This is a genomic window from uncultured Salinisphaera sp. (assembly GCF_964012375.1).
Classification (GTDB): Bacteria; Pseudomonadota; Gammaproteobacteria; order Nevskiales; family Salinisphaeraceae; genus Salinisphaera.
The window spans coordinates 60,808-78,550 of the sequence record NZ_CAXGSH010000002.1; the positions used below are offsets into that span (position 1 = coordinate 60,808).

Below are 17,743 nucleotides of genomic sequence, written 5' to 3' on the forward strand. Positions count from 1 at the left end.
GCTCTCGGTCTCCCTTCGAATGATCTGATGCCCCGATAACGCCCGGCTGGCGGTGCGCTATATCAGTTGCCGGGCGCGTCCTGTCGGCGCCCGAAAAACCCTTTCAACCGTGTACTGATCGCGGTGCGCTGGCGGCTGCGCTGGGCAAAGCTCTGGGTGAGACGGTCGAGGATGATGGCCAGAATCACCACCCCGAGCCCGCCTTCGAAGCCGGTGCCCAGACGCAGCTGCTGAATGCCCGCAAGCACCGGGTCGCCCAGGCCACCGGCGCCAATCATCGAGGCGATTACCACCATCGACAGGGCCAGCATGATGGTCTGATTGATGCCAGCCATGATCGAGGGCAGCGCCAGCGGCAGCTCCACCTTGAACAGCAGCTGTAGAGGATTGCAGCCAAAGGCGCGCCCGGCCTCGACGTTCTCGGCCGGTACCTGGCGAATGCCCAGGTTCATCATGCGCACCGCCGGCGGCATGGAAAAAATCACCGTCGCGATCGTGCCCGGCACGCGGCCGGTGCCGAAAAAGATCACCGCCGGAATCAGATACACGAACGCCGGCAGCGTCTGCATGAAATCCAGCACGGGGCGTACAAACGCCGCCAGCAGATCGCTCTTGGCCATGGCCACGCCCAGCGGCAGCCCCACGCCGAGCGCGGCCAGGGTGGCGGCGATCACCAGCCCGAGCGTATCCATGGACTCCGGCCACAGATCCATGCCCATGACCACATAGAGCCCCAGCAGCACGAACAGTGCGAACTGCCAGCCCACCCGCCAGAGCGCGAGTACGGCGAGCACGCCGAACACCAGCTGCGGCGGCAGATAGTTGAAAAAGGCGGTGAGGTTGTCGGCGACGAAGCTGATCGCATCGGCGATGGCAGTAAAGAAGAGGTCGAAATGCGTCTGCATGAAATCGACGACCGCGGTAAAGCCCTCGCCGATGGGCAGATCGACCACGAAAGCGTCCTTGAGCGCCTGCCAGAACGCGCCGATACCGGCGTAAAGACTGATCATGCCGCCCCCTTGTCCGTACGATCGAGCGTATGCAGCAGCGTCGCCCGTGAAATCGTGCCCTTGTAGCGCCCGCCCTCGTCCACGACCGGCACCGGGTACGGGCTGTGTGCCACCTGGGTCATGAGCTCGGTCAGCGGCGTATCGACAGAAACCGGCTCGATCTCGTTGATGAAGGCATCCTCGATATGCCCGTCGTCGCGTCGCCCCAGACCGTCGATACAGGCGATGAGCGAATCGATACTCACCACGCCCTGATAACGACCGCCGCGATCGTGCACCACGGCCGCGGAGCCATCGTGACCGCGCAGGCGTTCCAGCGCGGCGCGCAGACTCACCCCGGGCCGCTCCATGACCGTGACCTGATCGCGCCGGGCCACGTCGGCAGCGGTGAAGACGTGGCTGACATCCACGCCGCGGAAAAACGAGCGTACGTATTCGTTGGCCGGCTCGCGCACGATCTCCTCGGGCGTGCCGACCTGTACGACCGTACCGCCCTGCATGATGGCGATGCGATCGCCCACCCGCATGGCTTCGTCCAGATCGTGGGTGATGAACACCACCGTCCGGGCCTGCTCGGATTGAAGCCGCAGCAGCTCATCCTGCATCTCGGTGCGAATAAGCGGGTCAAGCGCCGAAAACGCCTCGTCCATGAGCAGAATACCGGGATCGACCGCTAGCGCCCGGGCCAGACCCACGCGCTGTTTCATGCCGCCGGAGAGCTCGTCGGGATAACTATGGGCGTTGGCCTTGAGACCGACCGCATCCAGTGCCGCCAGCGCTTTCTGCTCGCGCTGTTCACGCGCGACACCCGCGACGGCCAGGCCAAACGCGGTGTTTTCGAGAACGTTTTGATGCGGCATGAGCGCAAACGACTGAAACACCATGCTGATCTCACGACGGCGCAGCGCGATCAGCTGCTTGCGTGTCATGCGGGTGATGTCCTGGCCGTCGATACGAATCGAACCTGCGGTCGGCTCGATCAGGCGGTTGAGCATGCGAACCAGCGTGGACTTGCCCGAGCCGGACAGGCCCATGACCACGAATATCTCGCCTTCCTCAACCTCGAAACAGGCGTCGGACACGCCCACCGTCATGCCGGTGGCGGCAAATATTTCGTCCTTCGTCTGCCCTTTTTCGATGCGCTCCAGCGCGCGTTTCGGGTGCGCGCCGAAAACCTTGTAGACGTGCTCTACCGATAATTTAGTGCTCAAACGCCCCCCGACGTTTCCCCCAGGAACTCGCACTACCCTAACGCAATTTCCACGCCAGTGCGGCCCCTGCCCGCGACGTTCAACGCCCCAACAGCCGCTCGGAATTCAGTCGAGCGCGCGTATCCAGAAGACCAGGCGCTTGTCTGTTTCCCGGCCCTGGTCGATATCCTGCCAGCGATAAATCGCGCCGATATCGTCGCGACGCGCAAAACCGCGACGCTGCCAGAACGCATCCAGCGGCTCGTAGCCGGGCGGTCGCAGAGGGTGGTCTTGGGGACGCTCGACCGCGCAGAAACAGGCATGCGAAAAATCGCCCGCCTGTCGTGCCCAGGCCTCGCGCTCGTCGAAAAAGCGATGCCCGAGACCGTGGCCGCGATAGTCGCCCAACAGCAGCGATTCGCCGAAATAGAACACTCGATCAACGTCGAAGCCGGCCTCGGCGAGCGGCGCTTTGAACGCGGCCTCCTCGTCTGCCAGGGGCAGCGCGGTGGTCGCGCCGACGAGCCGATCGCCGTCGTGCACCAGGAAAGCGAGTGAGCGCGGCGAGTTCACGTAGGTCGCCAGATACTCGCGCTCGTAGTCGAGATCGCCGTCGTAGAGATAGGGGAAATCGCGAAACACGCGGATACGCAATGCCGCGAGCTCATCCACATGCGCCTGGATTTCACCGGCGCTGCAGCGCTTGGTGGTCAGTTGTGCCATGGCCTGCGAGCCTGCCGAACGGGTCTTACGTAAGTGTAAGACTTGCGCGGGCGCAGATGCACGCGAACAGCCGTTTGCATCAGCGCTGCTTCAGCGCGATATGCGGTCAGTCCACGGGGAAAAAGAGATGGTGGCCGGAGGTGGAATCGAACCACCGACACTGCGATTTTCAGTCGCATGCTCTACCAACTGAGCTATCCGGCCAGATCGTGCAAGCGATCTTGGAGAGCGCGTATTAAACCGATCCCCGCGCCCAACGTCAACCTCGGCGACGTATCGGTGGGCTACTGTTCGGGCGGCACGTAGTGCGTTTCGGCGGTCTGGCCGCTGCCGAAGAAATATTCCTCGGTTTGTTCCATCAGGAACTCGCGCGCTTTCGGGTCGGCCAGGTGCAGGCCGTACTCGTTGATCAGGCGCGTCTGTTCGGTCATCCATTGCTGCCAGGCCTGCATCGACACATTCTCGTGGATGCGTTTGCCAAGCTCGCCGGGTAGCGGCGGCCGCGGCAGGCCTTCGGCCTCTTGATCGAGTTTGACGCAGTGTACGGTGTGGCTCATAGCGCTAGCGTGTGTTGCGGACTGTCCAGAAGCTTGGCAATGGGCGCCGGCACGCCGGGACGCGTGTTGGGCTCGAACCATTGCAGCGAGCCATCCATGATACGTGCCCCACGCCCGGCCTGCACATACGTGGCATGAATCAACAGCTCGAAATGGGTGAAGCCGTGATGGATGGGCGCAAGTTCCTGCGCGTTTTCCACCGCCAATCCGAAACGCGTCGCGCATACGTCGGCGATATCGGCATCCACTGCCACCTCCGGCAGGCTCCATAGGCCGCCCCATATGCCGGCGGGCGGGCGTTTTTCCAGCAGCAGGCGATCGGCCGTATCGGTGACCACCAGAACCCGAGTTTCGCGCTGCGGGCGCTTCTTGCGCTTGCGCGGTGCGGGGATACGCGCCTGGTCGCCCTGCGCATAGGCCGCGCAACCCTCCGACAAGGGACAGCGGGGGCAGTCGGGCGCACTACGGGTACAAAGCGTCGCGCCCAGATCCATGATCGCCTGGGTGTAGTCGGTTACACGCTGTTTCGGCGTATAGCGCTCGGCCAGCTGCCAGAGCGGCTTTTCGTAGGCGGCGGTGCCGGGCGTGGCCGTGAGCGCGGCCAGGCGGGCGATCACGCGCTTGGCGTTGCCGTCGAGAATCGGCGCCCATACCCCAAAGGCCTGGGCCGCGATCGCACCGGCGGTGGAACGACCGATCCCGGGCAGCGCCATCAGCGATTCGACATCGCGAGGGAACTCGCCGCCGTGCTCGGCGACCACGGCCTGGGCCGCAGCGTGGAGGTTGCGCGCGCGTGCGTAGTAGCCCAGGCCGGCCCAGTGCGCCATGACGTCGTCGCTGGGCGCGGCTGCCAGCGTTTGAACATCGGGAAAACGTGCCATGAAGGCATTGAAGTAATCGATGACGGTGGCCACCTGGGTCTGCTGGAGCATGACCTCGGCCACCCATACCCGATAGGCGCTGCGTGGATGCTGCCAGGGCAGGTCGTGGCGGCCGTGGACATCGAACCAGGCCAGCAGGGCGTCGGCTATCGCAGCCGGGGCGCGTTCAATCGCCGGAGTCGGTGTCGTCGTCATAGTCGCTGGCCAGCCGTTCGATGGATTCGGCGGTCACCCGCGCCTGGCGGCGCAGTTCGCGCGCGATGAGATAAGGGCCGATCAGGGGCGGCACCCAGAAGTCGGGCTGGATTTCGGCGGCAAACACCATGCGCGTGGTGTTCGCATCCTCGGCGCTGAACGTCCAGTCGGCAAAGCCCGCCTTGATATCGCCCGCGCCCGGCACGACCTGCATGGCGATCGAATCCGGCGGCGTCTGCTGGTAATGCATGACCTGTTCGATACGCTTGCAAAACAGCGCCACGCATAGCCGGATGGTCGAACGCAGGCGCTCGCCCGGCAGCCGCTGACTGGCGATCACGCTCGGGTTGAACTCCGGCAAGCGCTCGTAATCGCTGGCCGCTCGAAAGGCCTGGCGCTGCGAAACCGCCAGGCGCATGGACGCCGCGATGGTATAGCGGTCGTGCTCGCGTTCGACCTGCATGGTTTCGATCACCGCCGCGGCGGCCGGGCCGGCCGCGACGACGAGCGCGAGCGCCAGCGCGGCCGCGCAGGCCGCTACGCGCACCCGGCTGCCCGTCATGGCCCGCTACTGGGCCGGGGATTGGGCGTTTTCCTGCGCGGCGGCCTCGTTGTTCTCGCCGGCGCGGTTCTCTGCCTCTACCCCGGCATCGCCGCCTTCGCCTTGTTCGGCGGGCGCAGCCGGCGTGCTGGCGCTATCCGTGCCGTCGTCAGCGGCCGCCTTTTTGCTGCTGCCGCCCAGCAGGCTGTTCAGGCCTTTTTCGATACGGGCACGCGTATCGGCATCGACTTTCTTGCCGCGCTCTTCGAGCTTTTCGCGCACCTTGTTCTTGAGGTCGTCTGATTCTTCCTGCAGCCGCTTTTCAGCCGCGCCGCGCAGGGCAGTCTTCACGTCGAGGCTGTAGTCCGGCGACAGCAGGTTGCCGGTGAGCTTGATCGGCACCTGCAGGCCGGCCAGGTCGGCGAGTTTGCCGGAGCTGTCTTCCGGCACCATCGCGGCGACCGTGTAGTCGAGCTTGTTGTCGGCCAGATCATAGCTGCCCGAGCCGGTGGCCTGGAGCACACGCGTGACCAGATTCAGGTCCTTGCCGGCCAGCACGCCGTCGCTGATGCTGAAAGACGCCGCGAACCGGTTGAACGGCGTCTGCTCGTCGCTGCCGATGCCGCCGTCATCCGAGCCGACCTCGTCGCCGGCCAGCCGCGTACGGGCGGCTGCGATCACCTCGGCCAGATTGAAGCCGTTAAAGGCGCCGTCGCGCAGATCGAAGCTCAGATTGCCGTTAAGCGCACGCTTCATGGAGGCCACCTGCTTGCCCGCGCTGGTGACGTCCACGCTCATATTGGCCAGCGCGGCGACCCGGTCGGTATCGGCCACGTCCTTGAGCAGCGGCTCGAACTGCAGGCCGTTGAGGTTGCCCTTGAACGCATAGCGCGGCGTATCTCTGGAAGCATCCACGCGCGCGCTCACGCGCACGTTGCCATCGTAGAGATCTGCCGTGAGCGGCTCGATGGTAAGAACGCCGTCGCGGGCTGCCACCGTAAGCTCGGCATGGGTGACCTCGATATTCGCGGCCGTCAACGAACCGGCCGACAGCTGACCGTTCAGGCGCAGATCCTTAAGCGCCGACAGGTCGATCTCGGCGGCTTTCTGTTTCTCGCCACCGCCGGTTTCGGCCGGCTGTTCGCTCTGGGCCTGCTCGGCGCTGCCCGGCGGCAGATAGTCGTCCACGTTGAGCTGATCAAGATCGAGATCGAACTTGAACGCGGGGCGCTCGAAGTTTTCGACCCTGGCCGACCCTTTCAGCGAGCTTTCGTCGAGCGTGGCGAGTATCTGCTTGAACTCGGCACGGTCATTGTTGATATCGAACTGGGCATCGAAGCCCGCCGAGGACAGCGCGCCGGACTTCTGCGTCGCCGGTGCGTCCATGCCCAGTTCGTTCATGACCGCGCGCGGGTCGAAACGCTTGAACGTCACGCGCCCGGCATAGGCGGGCTTGTCGTTGAGCCCGATGCCGTCGACGTTGGCGGTGACGTTGAGGCCGGCGCCCTGGAAGGTCATGCCGGAAAGCTTCAGGCGACCCTCGGCGGCGTCGTATTCGCCGTTGCCGGAAAGCGAGGCCTGCTGCTTGCCGTTGGGCACGCCTTCGCCCGTGGCCAGCACGCTCAGCGTCATGTCCGAAAAGCGATAGAACTGATCGGCGATATTCGGCTCGACCCGGGCCACCAGGTTGAAGTCTGCGGCCAGGTCTTCTTCCGGTGCGGCAAGATCGCCCGAGAACTCCAGCCGTACCGGCTGGCCGTCCACGAGACGCCCCGTGCCCAGGCGCACGCCGGTCAGGCGATAGTCCGCGCCGGTGGTTTCATCGCGCCAGGAGATGGCGGCATCGGACACATCGATCGCGCCGATCTGTAGCGATTCCAGGGTGAAGCCGCCCTCGGTCTGCGTTCCGGTATCAACGTCGTCGGGGGCTTCGGTCTGCTCGGCTTCCTCGGCCTCGGCCTGGCCCTCGCTCAGGTGTTCGCTAATATCGGCCCAGTTGCTGCGTCCGTCGGCGTTGCGGGCCAGGCGCAGGCGCAGGCCGTTAAGCGTAACCGTGCCCACCTCGATATCGCGCTGAATCAGCGGCAGCAGCTTGACGCTCACCTCGGCGGAATTCATTTCCGCCATCGGCTTGTCGCCGAAGCCCTCGGCGTTGGCCACCTCTACCCGGCCCAGCTCGAGACCGAGCCAGGGAAAAACCGACAGGCCAATATCGCCGCTGATGTTCACCTCGCGTCCGATCTGGCGTTCGATGGCGGCGTTGATCTGCGGCTTGTAATCGTTGGGGTCGAAAATCAGCGGCAGGGCGATCACCGCCACCACGATCAGCGCAACGAGCACGCCCAGCACGGCAAGCAGAATGCGAAGAGTACGTTTCATGCGGGCAAGGCCATATTGAGAATTGTCAAAGCGGCGCGCGGCACGCCTGGGTCGGGGCCAGTGGACCACCCGTTGCCGCCGCGTGTTCCCGGCGAACGATGGCGCCTGCATCCCGGCCGGCGCAAGTCGCATGCAACCGCGAGGCGCGTTATTCTAGCGCGTCTCGACAGGCCGTACGGCCCGATCGACGCGGCAGCAGGAATCTTAATGCCGTATCGGCGCGCATGCCGCGACCGTCAACGGCCGAGATACTCTCGCAAAAAGCCGCCAAGCTCGGCTGCACAAGCCAGATCACCCATCACTATCGACGACGTCGGACAACATCATGCAGATCGAAGTCAACGGTGCCCCCACTGAGTGCGCGGAGCATGCCACGCTCGCGCAGCTGGTCAGTGACCTGGGCTATGGCGATCAGCGTATCGCGGTGGAACACAACGGCCAGATCGTACCCCGCGAGCACTACCCGCAGACGATGATCGGCCCGGGCGACACGCTCGAAATCGTGCATGCCATCGGCGGCGGCCAGGCGGTAGCCGAAGCCGACAGCCTCACCATTGCCGGCCGCAAGTTCGAATCACGTCTGCTGGTGGGTACGGGCAAGTATGCCGATCTCGATCAGGCCGATGCCGCGATTCGAGCCTCCGGCGCGGAGATCGTCACCCTGGCAATTCGGCGCACACCGGCGCTGAACGACCCCGAGGCGGCCAAAAAGCGCAACCTGCTGGACATCATTCCGCCGGAAAAATACACGCTGCTGCCCAATACGGCCGGCTGTTTCAATGCCCAGGATGCGGTGCGCACCTGTCGCATGGCGCGCGAACTGCTCGACGGCCATAACCTGGTCAAGCTCGAGGTGCTGGGCGACAAGAAGACGCTCTATCCGGACATGAGCGAAACCCTGGTCGCTGCAAAACAGCTCGTCGACGACGGCTTCGAGGTGATGGTGTATACCAGCGACGACCCGATCGCCGCGCGCCGCCTGGAAGACATCGGCTGTGTCGCGATCATGCCCCTGGCCGGGCCGATCGGCTCCGGCCTGGGTATCCAGAATCGCTACAACGTGATCGAAATCGTCGAGAACGCCAACGTACCGGTACTCGTCGATGCCGGCGTGGGCACTGCCTCGGATGCCTCGATCGCCATGGAAATGGGCTGCGACGGCGTACTCATGAATTCGGCCATTGCCCATGCCAACAAGCCGGTACTCATGGCCCAGGCCATGCGCCACGCCGTGATCGCCGGGCGCATGGCGTTTTTGGCCGGGCGCATGCCGCGTCGCCGCTATGCGTCGGCGTCTTCGCCGATGACCGACCTGCCGTTCTAGCGTTATCCGCCGCCGGCTGTTCGCCTCGCGGACAATGCCGGGCGAACGTCGTATTTGCCAGGAAGAGATGACGTGAATACAACGCACGCACGCCGTATCCGCAGCTTCGTACGCCGCGAGGGTCGTCTGACCAGCGGCCAGCAGAAAAACCTCGACCTGCTCTGGCCGCGCTATGGCCTGAGCATGCCCGAAGCGCCTATCGACTGGGCCGAGGAATTCGGCCGCGAAGCGCCGCGTACGCTGGAAATCGGTTTCGGCGCGGGCGAAGTGCTGGCCGATCTGGCGACGCATCATCCGGACGAGGACTTCATCGGTATCGAAGTCTATCTCACCGGCGTCGGCCGGCTGCTGGGGGCGATCGATGCCGCCGGAGCAACAAACGTACGCGTATTCAACCTCGACGCGGTCGAAGTGCTGGCCGCCGGCTTTGCGGATGCCAGCCTCGACAACGTGCTGCTCTACTTCCCCGATCCCTGGCCGAAGAAACGCCACCACAAGCGGCGCATCGTGCAGCCCGGCTTTGCCGACGAGATCGCCCGTGTTCTCAAGCCGGGCGGCCTGTGGCGGCTGGCCACGGACTGGGAAAACTATGCCGAACACATGCGCGAAACGCTCGACGCGCATTCCTCGTTCGAGAACATCGGCGATCGCGACGGCTTCGTAAGCGAACCGCCGCGTACCGGCACGCGCTTCGAAGCCCGCGGCCTGCGCAAGGGGCACGGCGTATTCGATATGGCCTATCGTCGCCTGCCCTGAGTCATCGAGCCTGCCGCGCGCCATCGAAAGACCCGTTTCAGCCACGGCCGGTCGCATGTGGCACCGCTTTTGCTAACCGTGAACGGCATGGCAGAAGGGGCGCTCACGACAACGCCGTTCGTCCAATGGCGAGTAGCGAAGGTTCGACGATGCCTGTACCTTCAAACAACGGGGCCGAGGACAACCGACATTACCACTGTTCGGATTTGCGCGCCGGTCGACCTCTTCGTCGACCAAGCCAAGCGCAACGGTCGGCGATAGTCGCAGGCGAATGAAGCGAGGCGAATACATGAATCAATCCAGCGCTGACCAGCGCAAGGACCGCAACATCATCCTCGTGGCGCTTAACGCCATCGATCAGGCCTTCGGCTGGCTCGAGCGTATTGTCGTCGCCGGCAGCGTTCTGGTCATGGCCGGGCTGATGAGCCTTCATGTCGTAACCAGTCTGCTGTCCGGCCTGTTGACCGAGTACGAGACGACCCCCGGGCTGACCTGGCTTGCGCATATCAACGCCGTCATACCCAGCGGCATTGCCGGCACGTACGAAGTGACCGAAATGCTCATCGTGGTAATGACGTTCGTGGGCGTCGGTTATGCGGCACGCTGTGCTCGCCATATCAGCATGTCGGCGATTTACGACCAGCTCAGTGGTTGGCTGCGCAAGACGCTTCTCATCATCATCTGTCTGGGCACCGGCGCCCTGATGTTCTACTTCGCCTACAAGTCGGCCCAGTACGACATGACGCTTTATGAACGCGGCCGTACCAGCTCGGCGCTGGGCATCCCCCTGTGGACGGTCAATCTGGCGCTGCCGATCGGCTTTACGCTGGCCGGCGTGCAGTACCTGCTGACCATCGTTCGCAACCTGGTCAGCGACGATATCTATCGCTCCTTCAACGAAAAGGAAGAGTATTCCGACGTACCGCTGGACGACAGCGGCCAGACCCACGCAAGTGCCGAAAGACATGGCGTCTGAGCGTCGGCAGTGGCCTGCAAGCAAAATGATGACGAGGGATAGCGCATGCTGATGTGGTTGGGCTTGATCATGCTCGTGCTTTTGATGCTCGGGTTTCCGATGATGGTGCCGCTGGCCGTCGGCACGCTTTACATGATGTTCACGGGCATGACCTTCTTCGGTCCGGACCAGGCCGTGAGCTGGATGATCAGCGGCGTGGGCAGCTGGGTCCTCGCCGCGGTGCCGATGTTCATCTTTGCCGCGGATATCCTCACCAAGGGCCATACCGCCAATCGCCTGCTCGATCTGGTGGATGCCTTCACCCGCCACATGCGCGGCGGTCTGCCGATTACCACGGCTGCTTCCTGTGCGCTGTTCGGCGCTGTCTCCGGCTCCACCCAGGCCACGGTGGTTGCCATGGGCGGGCCCATGCGCCCCCGCCTGCTGGCCAAGGGCTATTCCGACAAGTTCGCGCTGGCGCTGATCATCAACGCCTCGGATATCGCCCTGCTGATCCCGCCGTCGATCGGGTTCATCGTCTACGGCGTGGTCATGAAGACTTCGATCGGCGACCTTTTCCTGGCCGGCATCCTGCCCGGCTTGCTGATTCTGGGCATGTTCGCGATCTACTGCTATATCGGCGCCATCGTTCAGGGCATTCCGGCCGAACCCAAGGCCAGCTGGGGCGAACGCTTCACCGCGCTGCGCAAGACCCTGCTACCGCTGGGCTTTCCGGTACTGGTCGTAGGTGGCATTTACGGCGGTTATTTCAGCGCCGTGGAAGCCTCGGCGGTGGCGGTTGCCTATGCCCTCATACTTGAAGTGGTCATCTATCGCCAGGTCTCCATTCGCGATCTCGGCCCGCTGGCCCTGTCGACGGGCATGATCACTGCCGTGGTGTTCATCCTGGTGGCCGTGGGCGCAGCCTTTTCGCAGACGCTGGGCACCGCGGGCGTGCCCGAACAGCTGCTTGGCCCTGCGATCGATGCCATCGGCGACAATCAGATCCTGGCCCTGCTTCTGATCGCGGCCGCCTTCTTCGTGGGCTGCATGTTCGTCGATCCGATCGTGGTCATTCTGATTCTGGTGCCGATCTTCAAGCCGCTGGTGCAGTCCGCCGGACTCGATCCGGTTCATGTCGGCGTCATCGTCACCCTGCAAGCCGCGATCGGCTCGGCCACGCCGCCCTTCGGCTGCGACATCTTCACCGCCATCGCGGTATTCCGTCGGCCCTATATGGAAGTGATTCGCGGCACCCCGCCGTTTATCGCCATCCTCATGCTGGCGACCTTCATCCTGATCCTGTTCCCGCAGATCTCGCTGTTCCTGCCGTCGATCGGGGGGCAGTAGCGAAGCAGGCGCGCAGAACCACGCCGATTTAGGCCTATGGCCAGGACCGACGCGCAGCGGTCGGCGAGACACGGACCATGCACAGCAATCGCGCCCCGTGACGGGGCGCTTTTATGGTGCAGGTAGAGTCTTGCGATGACCGTACTTCGCACCGCACGCCAAGACGATCTGAACGTGCTCATCCAATGGATCGGCTCGCCGCAGCAGTGTCTGTATTGGGCCGCCCCCCGGGTGTCGTATCCGATCGACAAGGCGCAGCTGGCCGAACAGATCGAATGGATCGTGCCGATGCGTTCTGCCTGGTCGGCACGCAAGAACTGCTGGGCTTCGGTCAGGTGATGCCGAAACCACGAAACCGTTCATTTCGCCCGGCTGATCGTCAGTCCGTCGCATCGCGGCCAGGGTTACGGGTTCGAACTCGTGAACGCGCTACTCCGCCGGGCTCTGGCCCGGCAGCCAAAATCCGTTTCTTTGAACGTATTCCGCGATAACGCGGCAGCGATTGCGGTGTATCGGCGACTGGGATTCAGCGAGGCCAGTCCCGTTCCGGGCTATCCCCGGTCCGCGGCGCTGCATATGCGCTACGCACGCTGAGTTCGGCGTGACGGCGCTCGCCCAGCAACCACAGGCGACGCTGTGAATCGGTCCAAAAGCACACACGCGCGGACATAAGGCGACCGGCGCGGCCGTTGCGTAACCCGGGCACCGTTCCAGACACAAAAAAGCCCGGGCAGCGAACTGCCCGGGCCGGGTTGGCTGGGTCTGACCGCCAGGTCAGCCGTGCTCGCCAAGCACGTTTTATTCGTCGTCGCTCGAGCCGGTTTGCTTGACCGCACTCAAAAGCGCGTCGAGCGATTTCTGAGCGCCGTCGCCGACGTCGTTGACGAAGGTCTCACGCACCGGTTTCACCATCTTGCGGAACGCCGCGCGCTGCTCGTCGTTGAGCTCGATGATTTCGATATCGCTCTTGGACTTGATCGTGTCCAGACGCTCGGAGTTGAACTTCGTCTGGATGTCGTAGCCCGTCTTCACCAGCTGCTGGGTGACGTCCTTGACCATCTTCTGCTGTTCCGAAGACAGGCCTTCGTACCAGTCCAGATTGCCCATCAGGGTCGCCACGAACTGCGACTGCTTGGCAAAGATCATGGCCTTCTGTACTTCGTAGAAGCCCATTTCCTCGTGCGCGAACACCGGCTGGATGTTGCCCTCGGCCTGGCCCTGCTGCAACGCGCTGTAGAGCTCGCCATAGGCAATCGTGATCGGCGACGCGCCGTAAGCCCGATAGGTCGAGCGCAACAGGCTGTTATCCATCACCCGGATTTTCAGGTTCTTCATGTCGGCCGGGGTCTTGATCGGCTTGTTGGCCGTCCAGACCTGATAGCCCTCGGTCAGTTCCGCCAGCGGCACGAGGCCACGGTTGCGAAACGAGCTCTGCCAGGCATCGCTTTGCAGGAACGTATCCGAGTTGAGCGCCTGGGCCGTCGCCCACTGATCCGACGGCATGACGAAGTTCAGGCTCAGCAGCTGGCTTTCCGGCACGGTGCCGCCGAGCGCGCCCGAGCCGAAGCCGATCTGGATCGCGCCGTTCTGGACTGCGTCATAGAGCGCGGAATAGCTCGAACCCCACTTGCCGTACGGCAACAGCTGCACGGTGATGTCACCGTCGCTCTTCTCTTCGATCAGGTCCTTGAATTCCTTGGCGTACTGGTACTGGACGCTGCCCTCGATCTCTTCGAGACCGAAGCGCCAGGTTTCGGCGTTTGCCGAGCCCGCGACCGTGACGAGCCCGAACGCGATGGCCAAACCGATGGCTTTGAGCCGCATAAATCCCCCTTCGTGGATTCTGAATAGAGTGGTTTCACTAAATGGTAAAGGCCGGTTCATGTCAAGCCAGGCGGCGCGGCGAACCGGTTTATCAATCGCCGCAATGAACCGGTCACAGTGGTCTTGCAGCGTGATCCACAACGTATGCAAAAGCTGCGCCGGGCGGATACGACATCCTGCGATCCAGCGCACTGCGGTGGTATGGTTGTCGATCGATGCGCGCGGTTTAAGCGCCCGTTCATCGTTACCCTGTTTGCGCATTCTGGGCGGTGTCATCGCATCGCCCGCACGCGCCAACACCGGCCGTACTGGGAGTATCGCAACATGTCCGTTATCCATCCGATCGTCGCGGTGACGGGTTCATCCGGTGCCGGCACCTCGACCGCCCGTATTGCGTTCGAGCATATCTTCCACCGTCTGCACGTACGCGCGGCCTATATCGATGGCGATGCCTTCCATGCCTACAGCCGGCGCGAGATGGCCAAGGCAGTACGTCGCGCCACCATTCGCGGCGAGAATTTCAGCCATTTCGGTCCGGGCGCCAACCGTCTCGATCGCCTGCAGAAACTGTTTGCCGAATACGGCGATCGCGGCACCGGCGAGACGCGCCGCTATCTGCACGACGAAATCGAAGCCGCCGAGTTCGGTCTGGAACCGGGCACGTTTACCGAGTGGGGTCCGATCGCCGCCGATACCGAACTGCTGCTCTACGAAGGCCTGCACGGCGGCGTGGTCACCGACCAGGTGGACGTGGCCCAGCACGTGGATCTGATGGTGGGCGTCGTGCCCACCATCAACCTGGAATGGATTCAGAAGATTCGGCGCGATATCGACGTACGCGGCTATGCCCCGGAAGACGTCGCCAAGGTGATCCTGCGGCGCATGCCCGACTATGTGCGCTATATCACGCCCCAGTTCACCCGCACCGACGTCAATTTCCAGCGCGTGCCGCTGGTGGATACGTCCAACCCGTTCGTGGCCCGCGACGTACCCAACGATGACGAATCCATGGTGGTGATCCGGTTCCGCGATCCGGCGCACTGGGCGGTTGATTTTCCCTATCTGCTGACCATGATCCATGGATCGTTCATGTCGCGCCCGAATACCGTGGTGGTACCGGGCACGAAAATGCGCATGGCCATCGAAATCATCATTGGACCGATCATCCGGCGCCTGCTCGAACAGCGCGAAGCCGCGCTGTCGCGTTGAGCGCACCCGACACGTCAATAAAGAAGACCTTCATGCAATACCGCAAACTCGGCCGCAGCGATATCGACGTCAGCCGTATCGCGCTGGGCACCATGACCTTTGGCGAACAGAACAGCGAAGACGAAGCCCACCGCCAGATCGACTATGCCCTCGATCAGGGCGTGAACTTCATCGATGCCGCAGAGATGTACCCCGTGCCGCCCAAGGCCGATACCCAGGGCCGCACCGAGGAGTACATCGGTTCGTGGCTCGCCGCCTCCGGCCGGCGCGACGACGTGGTTCTGGCCAGCAAGGTCACCGGCCGCTCAAAAATGGACTATCTGCGCGACGGCTTCGAAACGCGCCTGACGCCAAAACAGATTCGTAGCGCCCTGGAAGCCAGCCTCGACCGCCTACATACGGATTATCTCGACCTGTATCAGGTGCACTGGCCGGACCGCTCGACCAACACCTTCGGCAAGCGCGGTTACACCCATGCCGAAGACGACGACGCCGTACCCATCGAGGACACGCTGGGCGAACTGGGACGTCTGGTCGAGGAAGGCAAGATTCGCTGCGTCGGCCTGTCCAATGAAACGCCGTGGGGACTGATGCGCTATCTGCGCGCGGCCGAAAACGAAAACCTGCCGCGCGTGGTGTCCATCCAGAACCCCTACTCGCTGCTCAACCGCACCTTTGAAATCGGCCTGGCCGAATGCGCCGAGCGCGAGGACGTCCGCCTGCTGGCCTATTCACCGCTGGCCTTCGGCATGCTCACCGGCAAGTATCTCGACGGCGCCGCGCCGGAAGGCGCGCGCCTGACGCGCTGGGAGCGTTTTTCACGCTATACCAACGCCCGCGGCAAGCAGGCCACCGCCGACTATGTAGCGCTGGCCCAAAAGCACGGCGTGGACCCGGCCCAGATGGCGCTGGCCTATGTGAACAGCCGCAGCTTCCTGACCTCGAACATCATCGGGGCAACCACGATGGAACAGCTGGAAACCAATATCGCCAGTGCCGATATCGAGCTTTCGGACGAACTCGTCCAGGCGATCGAGGCGATCCACGCGGACAACCCCAACCCCTGCCCGTAGCAACAGCGGGCTAGCCGTTCAACCGCGGGCGCGATCAGCGCCTGCGGTTTATTGCTCCGGCAGCAAACAAGCTGGCTGTGTCGGCTGGCTTCATCGCCGTTGGCCGTGGCAGGCCTGCTTTCGCAGACACGCGTTATCAGCCCGAAAAATCATCTGTTGAATGGTCTATTCTTGGGCCGGGTTAATAACGTATGGCCGTTGGCGACATAGCGGTAGTATTCGATACCCACATCGCTAAAGCCCGGCTCGTCACGCTCGCCGATCGCATCGACCACGAATTCGTCGTGCGCGGGCACCGGGTCGAGCGCGGCGACGCGGCCGTCGTGCAGGGCAACATACTGATCCTGATCAAGATCCAACGGGTCGCCCAGTGCGCTCATGAAGTTGATGCGCTCGGCTGCGCCGCGCCAGTCGTCGGCCACGCGCATCGGCAAGGCCTCGGCGGCATCGCCGCTGCCATAGCCCAGCGCCAGCCAGCGCTGGCCGTCCAGATTCACGTCTTCGCGCAGCGCCTGCACGAAGCCGGCCGCCAGCCAGGCCGGCAGCGCCGCCGTATAGAGATTGCCCAGGTCGCGCATCATCTCGCTGCCCAGTGACAGCTTGGCAACGACCAGCTGTTCCCAGAATTCGCTGCCGCGCAGGCTGCGCAGCAGCAGCGACGCCAGCGGAAAGGCATCGTCGCCGCTCAGCCCGGCCTGTACACGCTGGCGCATGTCCGGGGCCGCGCCGCCGATCTCGGCCAGCAAGGCGTCGTAGTCCATATTGGCCTCGACACAGTAATCGCGCAGCTGGGCGCGCGCGGCGTCATCGCCCTCGGCGAGCGCGAACAGATAGGCCATGGCCCAGCCGGAAGCCGGCATCTTGTGATACGGCCGGTGCATGAACACCGCATCCACGCCCCTGAAATAATCGGGCCCGCGCTCGCTCTGGCGCGCGAGCAGCGCGTTCATGGCATGGCGGGTGGCATCGATATAACAGCTGGTCGAATAGCGACCGTTGAATACCGGCAGATCCTGCATCTGCCCGTCGATGCGGCTGGGCTGGCCGCGAAAACGGGCGAACGGCTTGCGAAAATCCACCATGCGATAGTCCGAGGCGCTGCCCGCGCCGGCCAGATCCACATGCAGCAGCCGCGGCTCGGCCTCGAGGAGCATGGCCACTGCCCCCGCGCCCTGGGTAGGCTCGCCGCTGCTGCCGCGCTCGTATTCGGCGATATCGGAGCAGATCACGATCGCCTTGCGCGTGGCCCCGTCGGTGGCCAGATAGCGCAGCGCGCCCTTCATTGCATATACGCCGCCCAGACAGGCGTGCTTGTATTCCGGCACCTCGCATTCGCGCGACATCGCCGGCATTTCGTGGGCCGCCAACGCATCGTCGAGCATGCCCTTGACGATTACCGAGCCGGCCGAGTTGTCGCTGGAGGATTCCGTGCCCAACGCCAGATAGCCGATCTCGCGCGGGTCGATATCGTAGGCCTGGATCAGGCGCCAGGCCGCGTTCGCCGCCAGCGTATACACGCTCTGTTCCGGGCCGCGCATACGAAAACTGCGCCCCACGACGTTGCGGATCTTGTCCCAGGGCTGGTCGTTCCATTCGCACCAGTCGGCGAGCTGTACACGATAGGGCGGCAGATATAGCGCCAGTCCACTGATTCCAGGCATCGCGGTCTCTTGTCTTCGCGGGCATGCCGAACGACGGCAGGCCGATTTGAATGGCGGTATGCTAGCAAATGCTGCGCTTTGTATTACGCATGGCCACTGCGCCGCCACAATGCTT

16 protein-coding genes and 1 tRNA gene are annotated in these 17,743 nt (G+C 63.6%); 7 read left to right on the forward strand and 10 right to left on the reverse strand.

What is annotated here, in order from left to right:
- Positions 1 to 62: 62 nt before the first annotated feature.
- The 8 genes from ABNU97_RS00760 to ABNU97_RS00795 form a co-directional block, all read right to left on the reverse strand.
- Positions 63 to 1,007: a proline/glycine betaine ABC transporter permease gene (locus ABNU97_RS00760; RefSeq protein WP_348764873.1), complete on the reverse strand. Its 945-nt coding sequence runs from the start codon at positions 1,005 to 1,007 to the stop codon at positions 63 to 65.
- Positions 1,007 to 2,221, reverse strand: a complete 1,215-nt coding sequence (gene proV, locus ABNU97_RS00765) for a glycine betaine/L-proline ABC transporter ATP-binding protein ProV (RefSeq protein WP_348764838.1) — start codon at positions 2,219 to 2,221, stop codon at positions 1,007 to 1,009. The genes ABNU97_RS00760 and proV overlap by 1 nt, the downstream gene beginning before the upstream one ends.
- A gap of 105 nt (positions 2,222 to 2,326) precedes the next feature.
- Positions 2,327 to 2,923, reverse strand: a complete 597-nt coding sequence (locus ABNU97_RS00770) for a GNAT family N-acetyltransferase (protein ID WP_348764839.1) — start codon at positions 2,921 to 2,923, stop codon at positions 2,327 to 2,329.
- Positions 2,924 to 3,051: 128 nt separating this feature from the next.
- Positions 3,052 to 3,127 (reverse strand) — tRNA-Phe (locus ABNU97_RS00775).
- A gap of 80 nt (positions 3,128 to 3,207) precedes the next feature.
- Positions 3,208 to 3,480, reverse strand: a complete 273-nt coding sequence (locus ABNU97_RS00780; protein ID WP_293623743.1) for an oxidative damage protection protein — start codon at positions 3,478 to 3,480, stop codon at positions 3,208 to 3,210.
- Positions 3,477 to 4,556: an A/G-specific adenine glycosylase gene (gene mutY, locus ABNU97_RS00785; RefSeq protein ID WP_348764840.1), complete on the reverse strand. Its 1,080-nt coding sequence runs from the start codon at positions 4,554 to 4,556 to the stop codon at positions 3,477 to 3,479. The genes ABNU97_RS00780 and mutY overlap by 4 nt, the downstream gene beginning before the upstream one ends.
- Positions 4,528 to 5,118, reverse strand: coding sequence for an SRPBCC family protein (locus tag ABNU97_RS00790; RefSeq protein ID WP_348764841.1), 591 nt, complete (start codon positions 5,116 to 5,118; stop codon positions 4,528 to 4,530). Before ABNU97_RS00790 ends, mutY begins: the two co-directional genes overlap by 29 nt.
- Before the next feature lie 6 nt (positions 5,119 to 5,124).
- Positions 5,125 to 7,476, reverse strand: a complete 2,352-nt coding sequence (locus ABNU97_RS00795) for an AsmA family protein (protein WP_348764842.1) — start codon at positions 7,474 to 7,476, stop codon at positions 5,125 to 5,127.
- Between the two features lie 325 nt (positions 7,477 to 7,801).
- Between ABNU97_RS00795 and thiS the strand changes: the two genes are divergently transcribed.
- From thiS to ABNU97_RS00820, 5 genes are all read left to right on the forward strand, one after another.
- Entirely contained in the window at positions 7,802 to 8,800 is a 999-nt protein-coding gene (gene thiS / locus ABNU97_RS00800; protein ID WP_348764843.1) for a sulfur carrier protein ThiS, read from the forward strand.
- A gap of 72 nt (positions 8,801 to 8,872) precedes the next feature.
- Positions 8,873 to 9,556, forward strand: coding sequence for a tRNA (guanosine(46)-N7)-methyltransferase TrmB (gene trmB, locus ABNU97_RS00805; RefSeq protein WP_348764844.1), 684 nt, complete (start codon positions 8,873 to 8,875; stop codon positions 9,554 to 9,556).
- A gap of 289 nt (positions 9,557 to 9,845) precedes the next feature.
- On the forward strand, positions 9,846 to 10,532 hold the full coding sequence (locus tag ABNU97_RS00810) for a TRAP transporter small permease (protein WP_348764845.1): 687 nt from the start codon (positions 9,846 to 9,848) through the stop codon (positions 10,530 to 10,532).
- Between the two features lie 45 nt (positions 10,533 to 10,577).
- Positions 10,578 to 11,861: a TRAP transporter large permease gene (locus ABNU97_RS00815; protein ID WP_348764846.1), complete on the forward strand. Its 1,284-nt coding sequence runs from the start codon at positions 10,578 to 10,580 to the stop codon at positions 11,859 to 11,861.
- Between the two features lie 135 nt (positions 11,862 to 11,996).
- A complete protein-coding gene (locus tag ABNU97_RS00820) occupies positions 11,997 to 12,200 on the forward strand; it encodes a hypothetical protein (protein ID WP_348764847.1) in 204 nt (67 codons plus the stop codon).
- A gap of 459 nt (positions 12,201 to 12,659) precedes the next feature.
- On the opposite strand, the gene dctP is transcribed toward ABNU97_RS00820, so the two are convergent.
- Positions 12,660 to 13,685, reverse strand: a complete 1,026-nt coding sequence (gene dctP / locus ABNU97_RS00825) for a TRAP transporter substrate-binding protein DctP (RefSeq protein WP_348764874.1) — start codon at positions 13,683 to 13,685, stop codon at positions 12,660 to 12,662.
- A gap of 324 nt (positions 13,686 to 14,009) precedes the next feature.
- Between dctP and ABNU97_RS00830 the strand changes: the two genes are divergently transcribed.
- Positions 14,010 to 14,894 (forward strand): phosphoribulokinase, encoded by an 885-nt coding sequence (locus tag ABNU97_RS00830; RefSeq protein WP_348764848.1) that lies wholly within the window; start codon positions 14,010 to 14,012, stop codon positions 14,892 to 14,894.
- Between the two features lie 32 nt (positions 14,895 to 14,926).
- The gene (locus tag ABNU97_RS00835) at positions 14,927 to 15,967 is read left to right on the forward strand and encodes an NADP(H)-dependent aldo-keto reductase (RefSeq protein ID WP_348764849.1); all 1,041 of its coding nucleotides are present in this window, start codon (positions 14,927 to 14,929) and stop codon (positions 15,965 to 15,967) included.
- A 149-nt stretch (positions 15,968 to 16,116) separates the two neighbouring features.
- Here the strand turns inward: ABNU97_RS00835 and ABNU97_RS00840 are convergent, their stop codons facing one another.
- On the reverse strand, positions 16,117 to 17,628 hold the full coding sequence (locus ABNU97_RS00840) for a hydroxymethylglutaryl-CoA synthase (RefSeq protein ID WP_348764850.1): 1,512 nt from the start codon (positions 17,626 to 17,628) through the stop codon (positions 16,117 to 16,119).
- Positions 17,629 to 17,743 lie beyond the last annotated feature (115 nt).

Excerpts from the sequence above, each read along its gene's own strand:
- ABNU97_RS00780 (WP_293623743.1), bottom strand. The coding sequence starts at position 3,480 with ATGAGCCACACCGTACACTGCGTCAAACTCGATCAAGAGGCCGAAGGC.
- ABNU97_RS00795 (WP_348764842.1), bottom strand. The coding sequence starts at position 7,476 with ATGAAACGTACTCTTCGCATTCTGCTTGCCGTGCTGGGCGTGCTCGTT.
- ABNU97_RS00815 (WP_348764846.1), top strand. The coding sequence starts at position 10,578 with ATGCTGATGTGGTTGGGCTTGATCATGCTCGTGCTTTTGATGCTCGGG.
- ABNU97_RS00835 (WP_348764849.1), top strand. The coding sequence starts at position 14,927 with ATGCAATACCGCAAACTCGGCCGCAGCGATATCGACGTCAGCCGTATC.
- ABNU97_RS00840 (WP_348764850.1), bottom strand. The coding sequence starts at position 17,628 with ATGCCTGGAATCAGTGGACTGGCGCTATATCTGCCGCCCTATCGTGTA.
- thiS (WP_348764843.1), top strand. The coding sequence starts at position 7,802 with ATGCAGATCGAAGTCAACGGTGCCCCCACTGAGTGCGCGGAGCATGCC.
- ABNU97_RS00810 (WP_348764845.1), top strand. The coding sequence starts at position 9,846 with ATGAATCAATCCAGCGCTGACCAGCGCAAGGACCGCAACATCATCCTC.
- ABNU97_RS00820 (WP_348764847.1), top strand. The coding sequence starts at position 11,997 with ATGACCGTACTTCGCACCGCACGCCAAGACGATCTGAACGTGCTCATC.
- ABNU97_RS00830 (WP_348764848.1), top strand. The coding sequence starts at position 14,010 with ATGTCCGTTATCCATCCGATCGTCGCGGTGACGGGTTCATCCGGTGCC.
- ABNU97_RS00790 (WP_348764841.1), bottom strand. The coding sequence starts at position 5,118 with ATGACGGGCAGCCGGGTGCGCGTAGCGGCCTGCGCGGCCGCGCTGGCG.
- ABNU97_RS00770 (WP_348764839.1), bottom strand. The coding sequence starts at position 2,923 with ATGGCACAACTGACCACCAAGCGCTGCAGCGCCGGTGAAATCCAGGCG.
- mutY (WP_348764840.1), bottom strand. The coding sequence starts at position 4,556 with ATGACGACGACACCGACTCCGGCGATTGAACGCGCCCCGGCTGCGATA.
- dctP (WP_348764874.1), bottom strand. The coding sequence starts at position 13,685 with ATGCGGCTCAAAGCCATCGGTTTGGCCATCGCGTTCGGGCTCGTCACG.